This window comes from uncultured Microbacterium sp. (genome assembly GCF_947488465.1).
GTDB lineage: Bacteria > Actinomycetota > Actinomycetes > Actinomycetales > Microbacteriaceae > Microbacterium.
In genome coordinates this window covers 183,845-198,877 of sequence record NZ_CANKZA010000004.1, presented here as the reverse complement: position 1 = coordinate 198,877, position 15,033 = coordinate 183,845, and the positions used below count along the sequence as shown (strand labels likewise).

Annotated in this window: 12 protein-coding genes and 1 pseudogene; 9 read left to right on the top strand and 4 right to left on the bottom strand. The window is 68.7% G+C overall.

Features of this window, described 5'->3' with window-relative positions; all coding sequences use genetic code 11:
* Nucleotides 1-47 precede the first annotated feature (47 nt).
* Nucleotides 48-710, bottom strand: a complete 663-nt coding sequence (locus tag Q0653_RS10460) for an alpha/beta fold hydrolase (protein ID WP_298944525.1) — start codon at nt 708-710, stop codon at nt 48-50.
* Nucleotides 711-766: 56 nt separating this feature from the next.
* Here Q0653_RS10460 and Q0653_RS10455 point away from each other — a divergent pair, with 56 nt between their 5' ends.
* Nucleotides 767-1,423 (top strand): DUF4916 domain-containing protein, encoded by a 657-nt coding sequence (locus Q0653_RS10455; RefSeq protein ID WP_298742052.1) that lies wholly within the window; start codon nt 767-769, stop codon nt 1,421-1,423.
* 164 nt (nt 1,424-1,587) lie between these two features.
* Complete coding sequence (locus Q0653_RS10450; RefSeq protein WP_298944524.1) at nt 1,588-2,829, top strand: DivIVA domain-containing protein; 1,242 nt, start codon at nt 1,588-1,590, stop codon at nt 2,827-2,829.
* A 330-nt stretch (nt 2,830-3,159) separates the two neighbouring features.
* Here Q0653_RS10450 and Q0653_RS10445 read toward each other — a convergent pair whose 3' ends face one another.
* Nucleotides 3,160-4,221, bottom strand: coding sequence for a low specificity L-threonine aldolase (locus Q0653_RS10445; protein ID WP_298742054.1), 1,062 nt, complete (start codon nt 4,219-4,221; stop codon nt 3,160-3,162).
* 127 nt (nt 4,222-4,348) lie between these two features.
* On the opposite strand from Q0653_RS10445, the gene Q0653_RS10440 reads away from it, so the two are divergent.
* Nucleotides 4,349-5,725 carry an MFS transporter gene (locus Q0653_RS10440; RefSeq protein WP_298944648.1) on the top strand — a complete coding sequence of 459 codons (1,377 nt, stop codon included), beginning with the start codon at nt 4,349-4,351 and terminating at the stop codon, nt 5,723-5,725.
* A gap of 6 nt (nt 5,726-5,731) precedes the next feature.
* Here Q0653_RS10440 and Q0653_RS10435 read toward each other — a convergent pair whose 3' ends face one another.
* Entirely contained in the window at nt 5,732-7,234 is a 1,503-nt protein-coding gene (locus tag Q0653_RS10435) for a DUF6421 family protein (protein WP_298944523.1), read from the bottom strand.
* Nucleotides 7,235-7,308: 74 nt separating this feature from the next.
* Here Q0653_RS10435 and Q0653_RS10430 point away from each other — a divergent pair, with 74 nt between their 5' ends.
* The 5 genes and pseudogenes from Q0653_RS10430 to Q0653_RS10410 all read left to right on the top strand — a co-directional run bounded on the left by Q0653_RS10430 (nt 7,309) and on the right by Q0653_RS10410 (nt 11,972).
* On the top strand, nt 7,309-7,797 hold the full coding sequence (locus Q0653_RS10430; protein ID WP_298944522.1) for an Lrp/AsnC family transcriptional regulator: 489 nt from the start codon (nt 7,309-7,311) through the stop codon (nt 7,795-7,797).
* Between the two features lie 32 nt (nt 7,798-7,829).
* A complete protein-coding gene (locus Q0653_RS10425) occupies nt 7,830-9,032 on the top strand; it encodes a histidine kinase (RefSeq protein WP_298944521.1) in 1,203 nt (400 codons plus the stop codon).
* Nucleotides 9,029-9,676 (top strand): response regulator transcription factor, encoded by a 648-nt coding sequence (locus Q0653_RS10420; RefSeq protein WP_298944520.1) that lies wholly within the window; start codon nt 9,029-9,031, stop codon nt 9,674-9,676. The genes Q0653_RS10425 and Q0653_RS10420 overlap by 4 nt, the downstream gene beginning before the upstream one ends.
* A 95-nt stretch (nt 9,677-9,771) precedes the next feature.
* Nucleotides 9,772-10,533: pseudogene (locus Q0653_RS10415) on the top strand (ABC transporter ATP-binding protein).
* Nucleotides 10,530-11,972 (top strand): ABC transporter permease, encoded by a 1,443-nt coding sequence (locus Q0653_RS10410; protein ID WP_298944519.1) that lies wholly within the window; start codon nt 10,530-10,532, stop codon nt 11,970-11,972. The pseudogene Q0653_RS10415 and the gene Q0653_RS10410 overlap by 4 nt, the downstream one beginning before the upstream one ends.
* Nucleotide 11,973: 1 nt before the next feature.
* Here the strand turns inward: Q0653_RS10410 and Q0653_RS10405 are convergent, their stop codons facing one another.
* Complete coding sequence (locus Q0653_RS10405) at nt 11,974-12,483, bottom strand: hypothetical protein (RefSeq protein ID WP_298742061.1); 510 nt, start codon at nt 12,481-12,483, stop codon at nt 11,974-11,976.
* An 86-nt stretch (nt 12,484-12,569) separates the two neighbouring features.
* On the opposite strand from Q0653_RS10405, the gene Q0653_RS10400 reads away from it, so the two are divergent.
* Complete coding sequence (locus tag Q0653_RS10400) at nt 12,570-15,020, top strand: glycoside hydrolase family 3 N-terminal domain-containing protein (RefSeq protein ID WP_298944518.1); 2,451 nt, start codon at nt 12,570-12,572, stop codon at nt 15,018-15,020.
* Nucleotides 15,021-15,033 lie beyond the last annotated feature (13 nt).

Here is a 15,033-nt window from a genome sequence, read left to right as displayed (position 1 = left end):
CCCCATCTTCGCGCGGGGCACCGACATTCGGCTCCGGAAGGCTCGTTCTACTCCGGTACCGCGATGGCCGTGAGGCGCTGACGCAGGAACAGCGTGACATCGTCGAGCTCGTCCTGCGAGACGCTGTGTGCGAGCCCGGGATACACTCGGCCGCTCAGATCCACGTGCCCGGGAAGCCACTGGCTCGTGTGCGCGATGCGTTCCTCGGGGATCACCTCGTCGCGCGCACCGCGCCCCCAGAAGACCGGGGGGCGCACCGCGGCCAGTGCAGCATCCGTCGGGAGAGGTTCGTCGGCGACGAACCCGGCCAGCGTCACCGCGAAGGCGAATCGGGTGGGATGCAACCGGAGCGCCTGCAGAGCGATGACGGCCCCCTGCGAGAACCCGAGCAGGCCGATCGTGGCGGCATCAGACTGCGTGTCGAGCCACTCGATCAGGCGTTCGGCGGCTGCCGTCGCGGCGTCGCCACGGCGCGCGTGGAGACCCTCGATCGGAAACCACGACCAGCCCGGCGTCGGAAACGGCGGCGAGAGCGGAGCGCGGACGGCCGCGACGACGAACTCCTCGGGGAGGAACGGGGCGAGGGCGAAGAGATCTCCCTCGTGAGACCCGTATCCGTGCAAGAGGACCAGGAGCGGGCGCCCCGCGCGTTCATCGGGCGGAACGGACCAGCGGACGGCATCGGCATCCAGAAGGGGGACCTCGATCATGCGCCCAGTCTGACAGCCACCTCGGACGTCGCGGTGGGCTGGGGTATACATGAGGCATGGCCGTTCGCACCCCCGACCCCGATCCGAACGAGCGCGATGATGACGGCGCGGAGCGCGACCCGTTGCGCGGATATGGGCGCGCCGGGCATCCCGACGGGGATGGCTCGTTCGGATCACCCGCGCCGGGAAATGCCGCCAACCCGGGGTGGCTGACCGATATCGAGCTCGCCGAAGCACGCCGACGGCTGCCGATCCTCTACGTCGAGGCCGTTCCGGTGCGCACCGACGGAATGGGCGCGGTGACGCATGTGGGTGTCCTGCTGCGGTCGACGCCGATGGGGGAGATGACACGCACGATCGTCAGCGGCCGCGTCCGTTACGGCGAGACGGTGCGCGACGCCCTCTTCCGTCATCTCGAGAACGATCTCGGCCCAATGGCCTTCCCGCTGCTGCCGCCCCAGCCGGTGCCGTTCACGGTCGCGGAGTACTTCCCGATGCCCGGCCTCAGCGCCTATCACGACGAGCGGCAGCATGCCGTCTCGCTCGCCTTCGTCGTGCCCGTGACCGGGACGTGCGAACCGCGTCAGGATGCGCTCGAGGTGACGTGGATGTCGCCCGAGGAAGCGGCATCCGACGCGCTCGCCGCGGAGATGGAGGGCGGGCGACTGACTCTCCTGCGCCTCGCGTTGGCGAGCGTCGGGGCGCTGCGCTGAGGAGCTGGTCCGACGCGGCGTCGATGCCGCGGTGCGGGCCCCTGCGTCACGCGTGATGGGCGCGCTCCGGTGTCGGGTATTGTTCGATCGTCGGCTGACCCGCGCCGGCATCCCCCTCTGGTGTCGTGTTCCCGTCGCGGCACCCGCGAGAAGCGGAGACCGCTGTGTCCGATGTGCACTCCTCCCACGATGAGAACACCGAATCGTCGCCGTTCGATGAGCTGATCGCGGGGGCTCCCGCGGCATCCAGCGGCTCGTTCACGACGACGTTCCGTGGATACGACAAAGCCGAGGTCGATGCCGCCATCGCCGAGCTGACGGCGCAGCGCTCCGGGCACGGCGACGAGGTGGCAAAGCTCACGGACAAGTACCGTCGCGCGGTCGCCACGATCAAGACCCACCTGGCGACGATCGAGGAGCTCGAAGACAGGAAGGCCGCGCTCGAGGCGGATCTCGCCGTCGAAGCGGCAAAGGTCAGCAACGCGGAGGACAAGGTCTCGACGCTCAGCGCCGAGCTTGTCGGCGCGGCCGATGAGTCGTCGAAGGGACGCGAGCGCTTCGAGGAAGTGCTGCGTGTGGCCGAGGAACAGGCCAGCGTCATCATCAAGAACGCGAGCGTCCAGGCCGATCGCCTGCTCGAAGCGGCGCGCGAGGAGATATCCGCCCGGCGTGCCGACGCGCAGGCCGATGCAGAGACGCTCCGCACGCAGGCCGAGACGGACGCGCAGCAGGCGCGACTGCGCATCGAGACCGAGCTGACGGCGCATGAATCGCAGCTCGAGCGTGAGGCGGCGCACGCGGCCGAGAAGGTCGCCCAGGCGCAGCAGGAAGCTGCCGCGATCCGCACCGAGGCCGAGAAGGGTGCGGCCTCGCTCCGTTCTCTCGTTGCCCGGGAGAGCGAGCAGATGCGCGCCGAGGCCGAAGACGCGGTTCGTGAGCAGCGGATGCGTGCGCTCGAGTTCGAGGAATCGCTCACGCGCCGGCAGGACGACGCGCAGCAGGAGTTCTTGATGCTGCACAATCAGGCCGTCGCCCACGCCGAGCGCATCACGCAGGATGCCAACGACCAGGTCGCCGCGTCGCTGGATCACTCGCAGCGGATCACCGCGAAGGCCGACGACTTCGACAAGCTCATGCGCGCGCAGTCACAGCAGCTCGAGGCCGACGCGAAGTTGCGGGCGCGGGAGATCCTTGAGCGCTCCAGCGTCAAGGCGCAGAAGATCATCGACACGGTGACCGAGCACTCGCAGTCGGTCCTGCGCGACGCCGAGGATCGCACGCGCCAGTTGCGGTGGCAGCAGCAACAGCTCACGAGCTTCATGTCCGAGGTCAAGGAGCTCATGCGCGCCGAGTCGGCCGCCGCGGCGGCGCCCACGCCGGAGCCCGCGGAGGGCGCCGGCGACTGATCACCGTCGAGCCCGCGGAGGGCGCCGGCGACTGATCACCGTCGAGCCCGCGGAGGGCGCCGACGCTGATCGCGGCCGACTCGCATGGTCGCTGGTGCGTGTGGTGTCCGGTGTTGCGCGTGGGGCGCCCAACACCTCACGCGCCATACGACTGAGCCACCACCCGTCACAGTCCGCGCCGACAGCCGTCGCGAGCGGACGCTGCCCCGCGGGCCGTATTCAGTCTCCCCGCGACGACGGCGGGTACGTGGGGCGGACTTTCCGCGGCACGGCCGCGCGGTGACGTGCGGGCGGACTGAATATGGACCGGGGGCGCGAACCAGACCTGGCTCAGGTGAGGCGTGCGAGCTCCGCGACGAACGCGTCGACGTCCTGCTCTGTCGTGTCGAACGAGCACATCCAGCGCACTTCGTTCTTCGCCGCGTCCCAGTCGTAGAAGCGGAAGGCCGCGCGGAGCTGATCGGCCACGCCCTCGGGCAACGTTGCGAAGACACCATTGGCCTGCGTCGGCTGGCTGAAGGAGACGCCCGCGATCGTCCCGTCGGCGATGCCCGCTTCGACCCCGGCACGCAACCGTGCAGCCATCGCGTTGGAATGACGCGCATTGCGCAGATACAGATCACCCTCGAGCAGAGCGATCAGCTGCGCCGAGACGAAACGCATTTTGCTGGAGAGCTGCATGTTGAGCTTGCGGAGGAACAGAAGACCGTCGGATGCGGTGGGATCGAGCACGACGATCGCTTCCCCGAGCATCGCGCCATTCTTCGTCCCGCCGAAGCTGAGCAGGTCCACACCCGCGTCAGTCGTGAACGCCCGAAGGGGCAGGTCGAGGGCAGCCGCAGCGTTCGAGATGCGCGCCCCATCGAGGTGCAGGCGCATGCCCCGCGCGTGGGCGTGATCGGCGAGCGCCCTGATCTCATCGGGCGTGTAGACCGTGCCGAGCTCGGTGGACTGCGTGATCGAGACCACGAGCGGCTGCGCGCGGTGCTCGTCTCCCCATCCCCATGCCTCACGGTCGACGAGGTCGGGGGTGAGCTTGCCGTCGTCGGTGGGGATGCCGAGGATCTTGATCCCGGCGACCCGCTCGGGGGCGCCCCCCTCGTCCACGTTGATGTGCGCCGTGGATGCCGCGATCACCGCTCCCCAGCGAGGCAACATCGACTGCAACCCGACGACGTTGGCTCCCGTGCCGTTGAAGACGGGAAACGCCTGCGCGCTCTCGCCGAAGTGTTGCGCGAACACCTCCTGAAGACGCGCGGTGTAGGCGTCTTCGCCGTAGGCGATCTGGTGGCCGTCGTTGGCCGCCGCGATGGCCGCGAGCACCTCGGGGTGGATTCCGGAATAGTTGTCGCTCGCGAAGCCGCGGACGGCCGAATCATGCAGTGTGCTCACACGGTCCAGCCTACGAGCACGGGACCCGCTCCGAATGTCGGAGCCCTCAGCTAACCTCGGCCTCGTGAGCGAGCATCAGGGTGAACCGGACGCAGCCGCGTCCACGCGGGCGGTTCCCGAGAACGGGATGCGTGTCTTCCTCCATGTTCTGGTGAATACGGCGGCGGCGAACGTGACCACGAGCTTCCTCTGGTTTGCCCTCACGTTCTGGGTCTACCTCGAGACTCGATCGGTGCTCGCCACGGGGATCATCGGCGGGGCCTACATGCTGCTCCTCGCGATCTTCGGCATGGTCTTCGGAACCCTCGTCGATCGGCACCGGAAGATTCGGGTGATGGTGCTCTCGGCTGTGGTGACCCTGGCCGCGTTCACTTTCGCGGGGGCGATCTTTCTCGCCCGGCCCGAAGCAGAGTTGCTCGATCTCGGCGGGCCGTGGTTCTGGCTCTTCTCGGGCGTGATCCTCGGCGGGGCGGTGATCGAGAATCTCCGCAATATTGCCCTGTCGACGACGGTGACCCTGCTGGTCCCCACCGAGCGACACGCCAACGCGAACGGGCTTGTCGGGACCGTTCAGGGACTGGCTTTCCTCGTGACGAGCGTGTTCTCCGGCCTGTCGATCGGGCTGCTCGGGATGGGCTGGACGCTCCTCATCGCGATCGTGTTCACGCTCGCGGCGCTCATTCATCTGTTGTTCCTGCGCGTGCCGGAAGATGAACCCGAACGAGGCGAGCGCGGCGAGCTCATCGACATCCGGGGTGCGGCCGCGGCGATCGGAGCGGTGCCGGGCCTGTTCGCTCTCATCATCTTCTCGACCTTCAACAACCTCATCGGCGGCGTCTACATGGCGCTGATGGACCCGTACGGTCTCACGCTCTTCCCGGTCGAGTGGTGGGGCGTCGTCCTGGGTTTCAGTTCTACGGGCTTCATCATCGGCGGTGCGATCGTCGCCGCGCGCGGCCTCGGGCGCAACCCGATCCGCACGATGCTCTGGTTGGTCGCGCTGATGGGCTTCCTCGGGGCGATCTTCACGATCCGCGAGTGGCCATGGCTCTACGTCGTCGGCATCTGGCTGTACATGATGCTCATCCCGGCCGTCGAAGCTGCCGAGCAGACCGTGATCCAGAAAGTCGTCCCGTTCGAGAAGCAAGGGCGCGTGTTCGGCGCAGCGACGGCTCTCGAAGTGTCGGCGGCGCCGATCACGTCGTTCGCGATCGCGCCGATCGCGGAGCTCTGGATCATCCCGTATATGAAGACCGACGCGGGCTTCGCGACCTGGGGCTGGCTCCTCGGCGACGGGGAGGCGCGCGGGATCGCGCTCATCTTCCTGTTCTCGGGGTCGGCGATGGTCGTGCTCGCGATCGTGGCGTTCACGACGCGCTCGTACCGCATCCTTTCCGCCGGGTACTCGGAGGCGCCGGAAATCGTGGTCGAGACCGCTGATGAAGAGCCGCCCACGCCACCGGCCTCCGCCGCGCAGGCGCGGGGAGGCGTGGCGGAGCAGTAGGTCGATTCAGGCGTCGGTGCCGCGGATGCCCTCGGTCGAGGTGATCACCGGCCGCATTTTCTTCTCGAGCGCCTCGAAGAACATCGACAACGGGAACTCGTCGTCCAGGACCGCGTCGGTGTAGCCGGACGGCGGGCCCGAGAGCACGTCATCCGACAGACCGCGCGCCCACTGCGAGGCGGGATGCGGGGTGACGACCGCGCGGACGAGCTCGTACGCGGCCAGCCAGTGTGCGACCTTCGGCCTGTCGATCGATTCCCAGTAGAGACGGTCGATCGCGTCGGCGAGAGAGATCACGGCACTCGGAACATCGTCCCAGTCGAACGCGAGCGCGGTGTCGGTCCAGTGCAGCACGCCGCGCTGGTGCAGCCACGCGAACAGCAATTGGCCGCCGAGGCCGTCGTAGTTGCGCACACGCGAGCCGGTGATCGCGAAGCGGAAGATCCGGTCGAACAGCACCGCGTACTGCACGAGTCGCGCGTGGTCGCGCATCTCCGTCTCGGCATCGCTGAGGGCGGCGGCGGCCGACAGTCGCTGTTCGATGTTCACGCATTCCCGGAACGCCGTGAGATCACACCGCAGTTCTTCGAGCGAGTAGAGGAAGTACGGCATCCGCTGCTTGATCATGAACGGGTCGAACGGCAGGTCGCCGCGCATGTGGGTGCGGTCGTGGATGATGTCCCACATCACGAACGTCTTCTCGGTGAGCTCTTGATCGGAGAGCATTCGCTGCGCGCCCTCGGGAAGATCGAGCTTGGTGATCTCTGCGGCCGTGCGCACGACCCGACGGAACCGGGCTGCTTCTCGGTCCTGAAAGATCGCGCCCCACGTGAACGCCGGAATCTCCCGCATCGCGACCGTCTCGGGGAACAGCACCGCCGAATTCGTGTCGTAGCCGGGAGTGAAATCGAGAAACCGCAGCGAGAGGAAGAGGCCGTTCGTGTAGGTCGTCTCCAATTCGCCGATGAACTCGGGCCAGATCACTTCGCACAGGACCGCTTCGACGAGGCGGCTGCGCGAGCCGTTCTGGGTGTACATCGGGAAGACGACGAGATGAGCGAGCCCGTCGACGCGCTCGCGTTGCGGCTGGAATGCCTGGAGCGAATCGAGGAAGTCCGGCACACCGAAGCCCGCTGTCGCCCAGCGCTCGAAGTCGACGATGGATGCCGCGAGGTACGCCGCGTCGTGCGGGAACAGGGGGGCGAGCGTGCGGATCGCGGCGGTGATGGTCGTCACATGGGCGCGCGCCGCGGGCAGGTCGGCCGGGTCCGCGAGCGACCCGTCCTTGTGCTGGAGCGATTGCAGCTGGATGGCCGCATCCTTGAGGGCGAGCCACGCCGGCTGTTCCGTGAGGGCACTGCCTTGGGCAACGTGCGTGGTCGCTCGGTTGTCTTCGACAAGCTGCGTGGTCGCTCGGTTGTCTTCGACAAGCTGCGTGGTCGCTCGGTTGTCTTCGACAACCTCGGGCTCTCCGATGACGGTAGGTGCCTGGTGGGCGGTCAAGGACATGAGAACTCCGATCTTTCGACTCGCAGCAGGAAATATTCCGGCGATTGAACCCTTCATCCGTTATTCTTCCATTCATGCAGGATGCTGTCGACCTCTCGATCGTGCGCGAACTCTCCCGGGATGGGAGAGCCACGCTCGCCCACCTCTCCGACGCGGTGGGCTTGTCGGTGTCGGCGGTCCAAGCGCGATTGAAGAAACTCGAAGCGGATGGCACCATCACGGGATACCGGGCCGTCGTCGACCCGGAGGCCGCCGGGCGGCCTCTCGCGGCGTTCGTCGAAATCACGCCGCTCGACCCCGCCCAGCCCGACAACGCCCCCGAACTGCTCGAGCACCTCGATGCGATCGAGGCCTGCCACTCCATCGCCGGTGACGCCGCGTACATGCTCTTCGTCCGAGTCCCCACGCCACGCGCGCTGGAAGAACTCATCCGGGACATCCGGCAGGCCGCGTCAGTCAACACCCGGACGACCGTCGTGCTGCAGAGCTTCTACGAGCATCGTCCGCTCGTCCCCGTCGCAGAGCACCGATCACCGAACCCGAATACATCGCTGGGTGGATGATCCGGCATCCGTCCCCGCGTAGCGTCGGAAGGGTGTCCCGCCAGATTCCGCGCTACCAGTTCGTCACCGACGTCGTGGTGGCCGCAGCGTTCACGCTGATCGCGACGCTGACGACACTCGCGACGCTGACGACACTCGTGCCGTGGCGGGGCGTAGGGTCTCTGCTTCCGGACGAGTCGCTGACGATCCTTGTCGCCGTCGCGCTCACGCTCGTTTTCGGTGTCGCGCTCGCTCTCCGCCGGCGTGCTCCCGGAATCGCCGTGTCGGTCGCCTGGGCGGCCGCCTTCCTGCAGATGGCCGGCGGCCTTCCGCCGCTCCCCGGCAACATCGCGATCTTCGGCATCCTTTACACCACCGCCGCGTACGGCACTCGTTTCGTGTTCTGGGTGGGGTTCGCCTCGTCACTCGCCGGCGGCTTGTTGATCACGGTGTATCTGCTTGCCCCGCTGCTCCTCGCCGGGTCGTGGAGCCTCGAGTCCGTGGTGGGCTCGTACCTCGCGGTCGGCATCACGACGTTCGCGGCGGCAGTCTTTGCCCTGCTCCTGTCCTGGACTGTTGGGGCCCTCGCCCGCACGGCGATGCGCGCACGTGCCAACCGGGCCGCGCAGGAACTCGCCGAGGCCGAGACGGCTGCGGAGCAGGAGCGGGTGCGCATCGCCCGCGACATGCACGATGTGGTCGCGCATTCGCTGGCCGTCGTGATCGCGCAGGCCGACGGCGCGCGATACGCGGCCGAGCCCGCGGTAGCCACGGCCGCCCTCGGCACGATCTCGACGACGGCGCGTTCGGCGCTGGCGGACGTGCGGATGCTGTTGACTCAGCTCCGACACGCGCAAGCGCCCGGACCGCAGCCGCGCCTGGCCGATCTTGAGGCGCTGTACGCGCAGGTGCGCGCCGCCGGCATCGATCTGCGCGTCGACGTCGATCCGGCACCGCAGGGGGCGCAGCCGGCATCCGTCGAGCTCGCGGTCTATCGGATCCTGCAGGAGGCGCTCACCAACGCTCTCCGGCACGGACGCGCGCCCGTTGAGCTCACCTTGGCCTGGCGCGCCGATCGCGTCGATCTGTCGGTCCGCAATCCCACGGATGCCCCGGCGCGCGCCGACCCTGTCCGGGGGCACGGACTCATCGGCATGCGGGAGCGGGCGCACCTTGTGGGCGGGACGCTGGAGGCCGGAGCGACCCACGGTGCGTTTGTGGTGCGCGCGCAGATCCCGATCGTGGAGACGTCGTGATCCGCGTCGTTCTGATCGATGATCAGGCGCTGTTCCGGGCAGGCATCGGCATGGTCATCGATTCGCAGCCCGATCTGGAGGTCGTGGGAGAGGCGGGAGACGGGGTCGAGGGGCTCCGGGTCGTCCGCGCGGCCCGACCGGACGTCGTTCTCATGGACATTCGCATGCCTGTCATGGATGGCCTCACGGCGACGGCTGAACTCCTGGCGGACACCTCGTTCGGCGATGCGCCGCCTCGCGTGGTCATGCTGACGACGTTCGATCTCGACGAGGCCGCGGCTCACGCGATACGGCAGGGCGCAAGCGGGTTCTTGCTGAAAGATGCCGACCCCGAGTTCCTGCTCGCCGCGATCCGCACCGTCCACGCCGGATCGTCCGTGATCGCTGCCGCGGCTACCCGTGAGCTGTTCGCCCAGTTCGCGGCGCCGCCGAAGGAGGCGCCAGCGTCGTTCGCGTCGCTCACCGATCGCGAGCGCGACATCTTCGCGCTCGCCGCGCGCGGGCTGTCGAACGCCGAGATCGCCGGCCGTGAATACCTCTCCGAAGCGACGGTGAAGACCCACATCAGCCGCATCCTCGCCAAACTCGCGCTCCGCGATCGCGTGCAGCTGGTGGTCTTCGCCTTCGAGCACGGCCTCACCTGACACCGGCAGAGGCGGGCGGGATCATCCTCGCGATGTAGGCCCGCGCGACCCCAGGCCGATGTCCGCGATATCCTCCGCTTCGTAGCGTCGAGGACATGCAGATTTCGACGACAGACCTGGGCCTGGCGGCCCGCGTACAGCACCTCACCCGCACCTACGGCACCGGCGAAAGCGGCGTGCGTGCGCTCGACGACGTGAGCGTCGGCATCCGGCGGGGTGAATTCACGGCGATCATGGGGCCGTCCGGCTCCGGCAAATCGACCCTTATGCACATCATGGCCGGTCTCGACGCTCCCACGAGCGGCCGGGCCTGGATCGGCGACACCGAGATCACCGGGCTCTCCGACCTCGAACTCACCATTCTGCGGCGCCGCCGCGTGGGGTTCGTCTTCTAATCGTTCAACCTCGTGCCCACCCTCGACGCGATCGGCAACATCGTGCTTCCTTTCGATCTCGATGGGCGGACACCGTCGGCCCTCGAACGTGCCCGGATCGACGGCCTGGTGGAGACGCTCGGCCTCGGGGCGCGCCTGCGCCACCGTCCGCACGAGCTCTCCGGCGGACAGCAGCAGCGCGTGGCGATCGCGCGCGCCCTCGCGACGGCGCCGGATCTCGTGTTCGCCGACGAACCGACCGGTAACCTCGACTCACGTTCCAGCCGCGAAGTTCTGACGCTGCTGGCGGTCGCGGCCCGGGAGCACGGCCAGTCGATCGCGATGGTCACCCACGATCCCGTCGCGGCCGCGTTCGCCGACCGCGTGCTTTTCCTCGGTGACGGCCGGATCGTCGCCGACAAGCCTCGGCAGAGCGCCGAGCAGGTTTCGGCTTTCATGCTCGCGGCGGAGGTGTCGGCATGACCGCCGCCGGTCGGATGCCGCGGACGGTCGGCTCGTGGCACTGGCTCCGCGAGCGGGGGATGGGTGCCACGGTGCTCGTCGCCGCGATCTCCTCCGCCTTCGGCGTGCTGCTTCTGAGCGCGACGGGGTTCATGGGCGCGTGGGTGAAGAGCGATCCGTACATCGGTGGTGGTGAAACGGTGGCGATCGTCGTCGGGATCCTGAGCGTTTTGCTGGTCGGGGTCGCCGTCTACGTCGCCGCGATCGTCACCGCGAACACGTTCGCGACGATCGTCGCGGGGCGCACCCGCCGCATCGCCCTGCTGCGTCTGATCGGCGCCTCCGCCCGATCGCAGCGCGTGGAGATCGCGCGGCAGGGGCTCATCGTGGGCGCGATGGGCGCGGTTGCGGGCCTCGCCCTCGGTGTGGCGCTCACTGCCGTGCTCCTCTCCGGAGCGCGGATCGCGTTCGACATCACGGCCGACTACGCACTTGTCCAGCCGGTGCTGGTCCTCCCGGCAGTGATGGTCGCGCTGACGACGTGGATCGGGGCGTGGGCGGGATCGCGGCGTGTCCTCACCGTCACGCCGCTGCAGGCGCTCGCCGGAGCGACCGCTCGCACCCACGACGAGGTGTCGCGCGCCCGCGGCCGACGTGTCGCCGCGATCGCGCTCAGCGCCGGAGGTGCCGGTCTTCTCGCCCTCGGCGTGGCCGCAGGGCTCGTCAGCCCGCTCGGTGTCGTGATCGCCTTTGTCGGCGGCATCCTTTCCTTCACCGGACTCTCGCTCGGAGCCGTGCAGATCATGCCGCCGCTCCTGCGCCTGACCGGGCGTGTGTTCGGTCGTTCCGCCACGGCCAGGCTTGCCGCGGAGAACGCGCTGCGCTACCCGGAGCGGTCGAGTCGCATGGCGATCGGCGTCGTGATGGGGGTCACCTTGGTTTCGATGTTCGCGGTCGCGAATGAGTCGGTGAAGGGGGTCATGACGGCCTCGGCGGGCGGAGCGCCGCCCGCCGAGATGTCGCAGATCATGGACACGTTCGCCGGCATCATGATGGGCCTCGTGGCGGTGTCGGCCGTCATCGCCGGAATCGGCCTGGTCAATCTCCTCAGCATCGGAATCGTCCAACGCCAGCGCGAGCTGGGACTTCTCCGCGCGCTCGGGCTGACCTCGCCGCAGATCCGCCAGGTCGTGTTGCTGGAAGCGGTGCACGTGACGATCACGTCGCTTGTGTTCGGACTCGTCCTGGGTGTCGCGTACGGCTGGGTCGCCGCGCAGTCGCTCCTCGGCTCGGTCGCGGTGCCGCCGGCGTGGTCATCGCCGACGCTCGTCGCGCCTGCCATCCCGTGGATGCCGGTGCTCGTGATCGTCATCGCCACGGCCGTACTGACGGTCGCCGCTACCGTCACCCCGACCCGCCTGGCGACGCGGGTCGCCCCGATCGCCGCGCTCGCCGCATGAGTCAGCCGGCGGTGGTGTGGTCCGGGTCGTGCGCCCACGTGGGCGCGAGGGCGCGCAAGCGCACGCCGCGCCACTGCCAGGTGGCCCACAGGACGGGCCACAGCGCCAGCGCGGTCGGCCCGTCGATCACGAGCCGATCGCGCCACAGCGTCTTCGTCGCGTCGCCGGGCAGGGGTGAGACCGCCATCTGGTGATCCCAGACGTCGAGCGAGGCGAGCGGTCCGGTGAGGGGGATGCCGCTGTCGCGGAAGATGCGCACCGGGCCGTGCGCATCGTCGGTGTGCCGCTCGCTCACATGGATCAACTGCTGACCCACCGGGACGGCGCCGGCGAGGGACAGCGTGACGGGAACATCGGTCCCCGGAGTGAGGAAGGAGGGCATGCCGCTCGGCGACATCGGCTCCATCATCATGAGCGGTCCGTAAAGCTCCGCAATCGCGCGCGGCGAATGAAGGGCTCGCCAGGCCGCATCGGCATCACAGTCCAGGACGAGCTTCAACAGAATCCGCATACTGCAGTGTCGCACCATCGACCTGGGTATCCGGTAATGTGGGAGCGCTCCCAAGCCTCGCCGGGAGCCTGTTCGAAGGAAGATCAGTGCCGCTCACCCCCGCTATCGAATCCGGTGACCGCTCGCACGGCGCCGCCGCGATCGAGTCGGTCGCCCAGTTGTCGACGATTTTGGAAGACACCGACCCCACTCTTGACCCGGCGCTGGGCCGTTTGGCGCGGCAGGCCGCAGCCGAGGGGATCGTGCTGCTCCGCAACGACGACGCCGTCCTCCCGCTGGACGGGCGCACGGTCGCGGTCTTCGGGCGCACCCAGCTCGACTGGTTCGCGGTCGGCTACGGCTCCGGGGGCGACGTCAAGGTCCCGTACGTTTGGAATCTCGTCGCGGGACTGCGGGATGCCGGCGTCTCTGTCGATACCGAGGTCGCCGATCTCTATGCGGCGTGGTGTGCGGAGAACCCGGCGGAGCTCACCGGCACCTGGGGGCAGTGGCCGCATCACTTCCCCGAAATGCCTCTCGCGCCCGCGGTCGCCGCCGCAGCCGCGACGCGTGCGGATACCGCTGTCGTCGTCATCGGCCGGGCCGCCGGCGAAGCGCGGGAGAGCATCCTCGAGCCGGGGAGCTACTACCTCGCCGCGGAGGAGCGTGCCCTGCTGGATGCTGTCACAGCATCCTTCGCTCGCACGGTCGTGGTCCTCGATGTCGGCAACGTCATGGACCTGTCGTGGCTCGCCGATTACGGCGACCGCATCACGGGCCTGGTCGCGGCCTGGCAGGGCGGGATGGAGGGCGCCCGCGCTGTCGCGGCGGTCTTGGCCGGCGAGACTCCGGCCAGCGGAAAGCTCACCGACACCATCGCCCGCAGCTACGCCGATTACCCGAGTTCGGCGAACTTCGGCGACCCCGATGCGAACACGTATGTCGAAGACATTTTCGTGGGGTACCGCTACTTCGAAACCTTCGCGCCGGAGCGGGTGCTCTTTCCGTTCGGCTTCGGCCTCGGGTACACCACGTTCGCGGTGACGACGCACGCGGACGAGGCGGACGGGATCCTGCACCTGAGCATCGACGTGCGCAACACCGGCACGCGCGCCGGTGCGGAGACCGTGCAGGTCTATGTCGCCGCTCCGGATGGCGCGCTGAGTCAGCCCGCGCGGCGACTCGCGGCCTACCGGAAGACGGCTGTGCTGCAGCCCGGTCAGTCGGAGCGCGTGGACCTGTCGGTCGCGATCGATGACCTCGCGTCCTACGACGACGGTGGCGCGACGGGCCACCGCAGCGCGTGGGTGCTCGAGCCCGGGGACTATCACTTCTTCGTCGGCACCGATGCCCGCAGCGCCGTCGTGGAAACGACCGTGACGGTCCCCGACGTGCGCGTCGTCCGGCAGGTCACCGAGGCAGCGGCCCCGGTGACGGCCTTCGACCGTATGACCCTGACTCGGGATGCCGACGGTACGGCGCGCGTGGCCACCGCACCCGTGCCGACCGCGACCGTCGACCTGCGCGAGCGGATCACCCACCAGCTGCCGGCGGCCCTTCCCGCGTCGACCGCGCCGCTGACACTCGATTCCGTGGCGGCGGGCGAGGCGTCGCTCGACGACTTCGTCGCGCAGCTGACCGCGACAGAGCTCGCCGATATCGCGCGCGGCGACATCACGATGCACTCGCCGCTCGGCGCGGCCGGCAACGCCGGTGTCCTCGGCGGGGTCTCCGAGTCGCTGCGCGCCAAGGGTGTGCGCCCCGTGACGACGACCGACGGCCCGAGCGGCATCCGCCTGTCGGCGTATGCGTCGCTGTTGCCGTCCGGCACCGCCCTCGCCTCGACCTGGAACCCGGTGCTCGTGCGCGAACTGACCGCGCTGCATGCCCAGGAGATGATCCGCAAGGGATCCGACGTCCTCCTGAGCCCGGGGATGAACATCCACCGTGACCCGCTGTGCGGCCGCAACTTCGAGTACTTCTCCGAGGATCCGCTCGTCACCGGCTGGACGGCCGCGGCGGTGGTCCAGGGCATCCAATCGCAGGGTGTGGCGGCCTGCCCCAAGCACTTTGCGGCCAACAATCAGGAGACCAATCGCACGCGCAACGATTCGCGCGTCTCCGAGCGAGCCCTTCGCGAGATCTACCTGCGCGGTTTCGAGATCTGTGTGCGCGAGGCGCAGCCGCTCGCGATCATGACCTCGTACAACCAGATCAACGGAGTGTGGGCGCATTATCACCACGATCTCGTGACGACGATCCTCCGCGGCGAGTGGGGCTACACCGGATGCGTCATGACCGACTGGTGGATGGAGGAGGCGGTCGATCCGCTCTTCCCCGCGCTGGAGAACAGTGCGTACCGCGTGCGCGCGCAGGTCGACGTGCTCATGCCGGGCGGTGTGAAGACGGATGCCGGCCCCCAGCCCTACGCGGACGACTCGATCGCCGAGTCGCTCGCGCGACCCGATGGGCTCACACTCGGTGAGCTGCAGCGCGGGGCCCGCAACGTCCTCGGGCTCGTGCTCGCCCTCACCCCGGTGATCGACGCCCACGCCTGACCCGGGTCGGGGG

What these genes read in the sequence shown, in the direction of transcription:
- Q0653_RS10440 (WP_298944648.1), top strand. Translation starts at nt 4,349, where the DNA reads ATGCGTGTCTTCCTCCATGTTCTGGTGAATACGGCGGCGGCGAACGTG.
- Q0653_RS10430 (WP_298944522.1), top strand. Translation starts at nt 7,309, where the DNA reads ATGCAGGATGCTGTCGACCTCTCGATCGTGCGCGAACTCTCCCGGGAT.
- Q0653_RS10405 (WP_298742061.1), bottom strand. Translation starts at nt 12,483, where the DNA reads ATGCGGATTCTGTTGAAGCTCGTCCTGGACTGTGATGCCGATGCGGCC.
- Q0653_RS10410 (WP_298944519.1), top strand. Translation starts at nt 10,530, where the DNA reads ATGACCGCCGCCGGTCGGATGCCGCGGACGGTCGGCTCGTGGCACTGG.
- Q0653_RS10435 (WP_298944523.1), bottom strand. Translation starts at nt 7,234, where the DNA reads ATGTCCTTGACCGCCCACCAGGCACCTACCGTCATCGGAGAGCCCGAG.
- Q0653_RS10455 (WP_298742052.1), top strand. Translation starts at nt 767, where the DNA reads ATGGCCGTTCGCACCCCCGACCCCGATCCGAACGAGCGCGATGATGAC.
- Q0653_RS10460 (WP_298944525.1), bottom strand. Translation starts at nt 710, where the DNA reads ATGATCGAGGTCCCCCTTCTGGATGCCGATGCCGTCCGCTGGTCCGTT.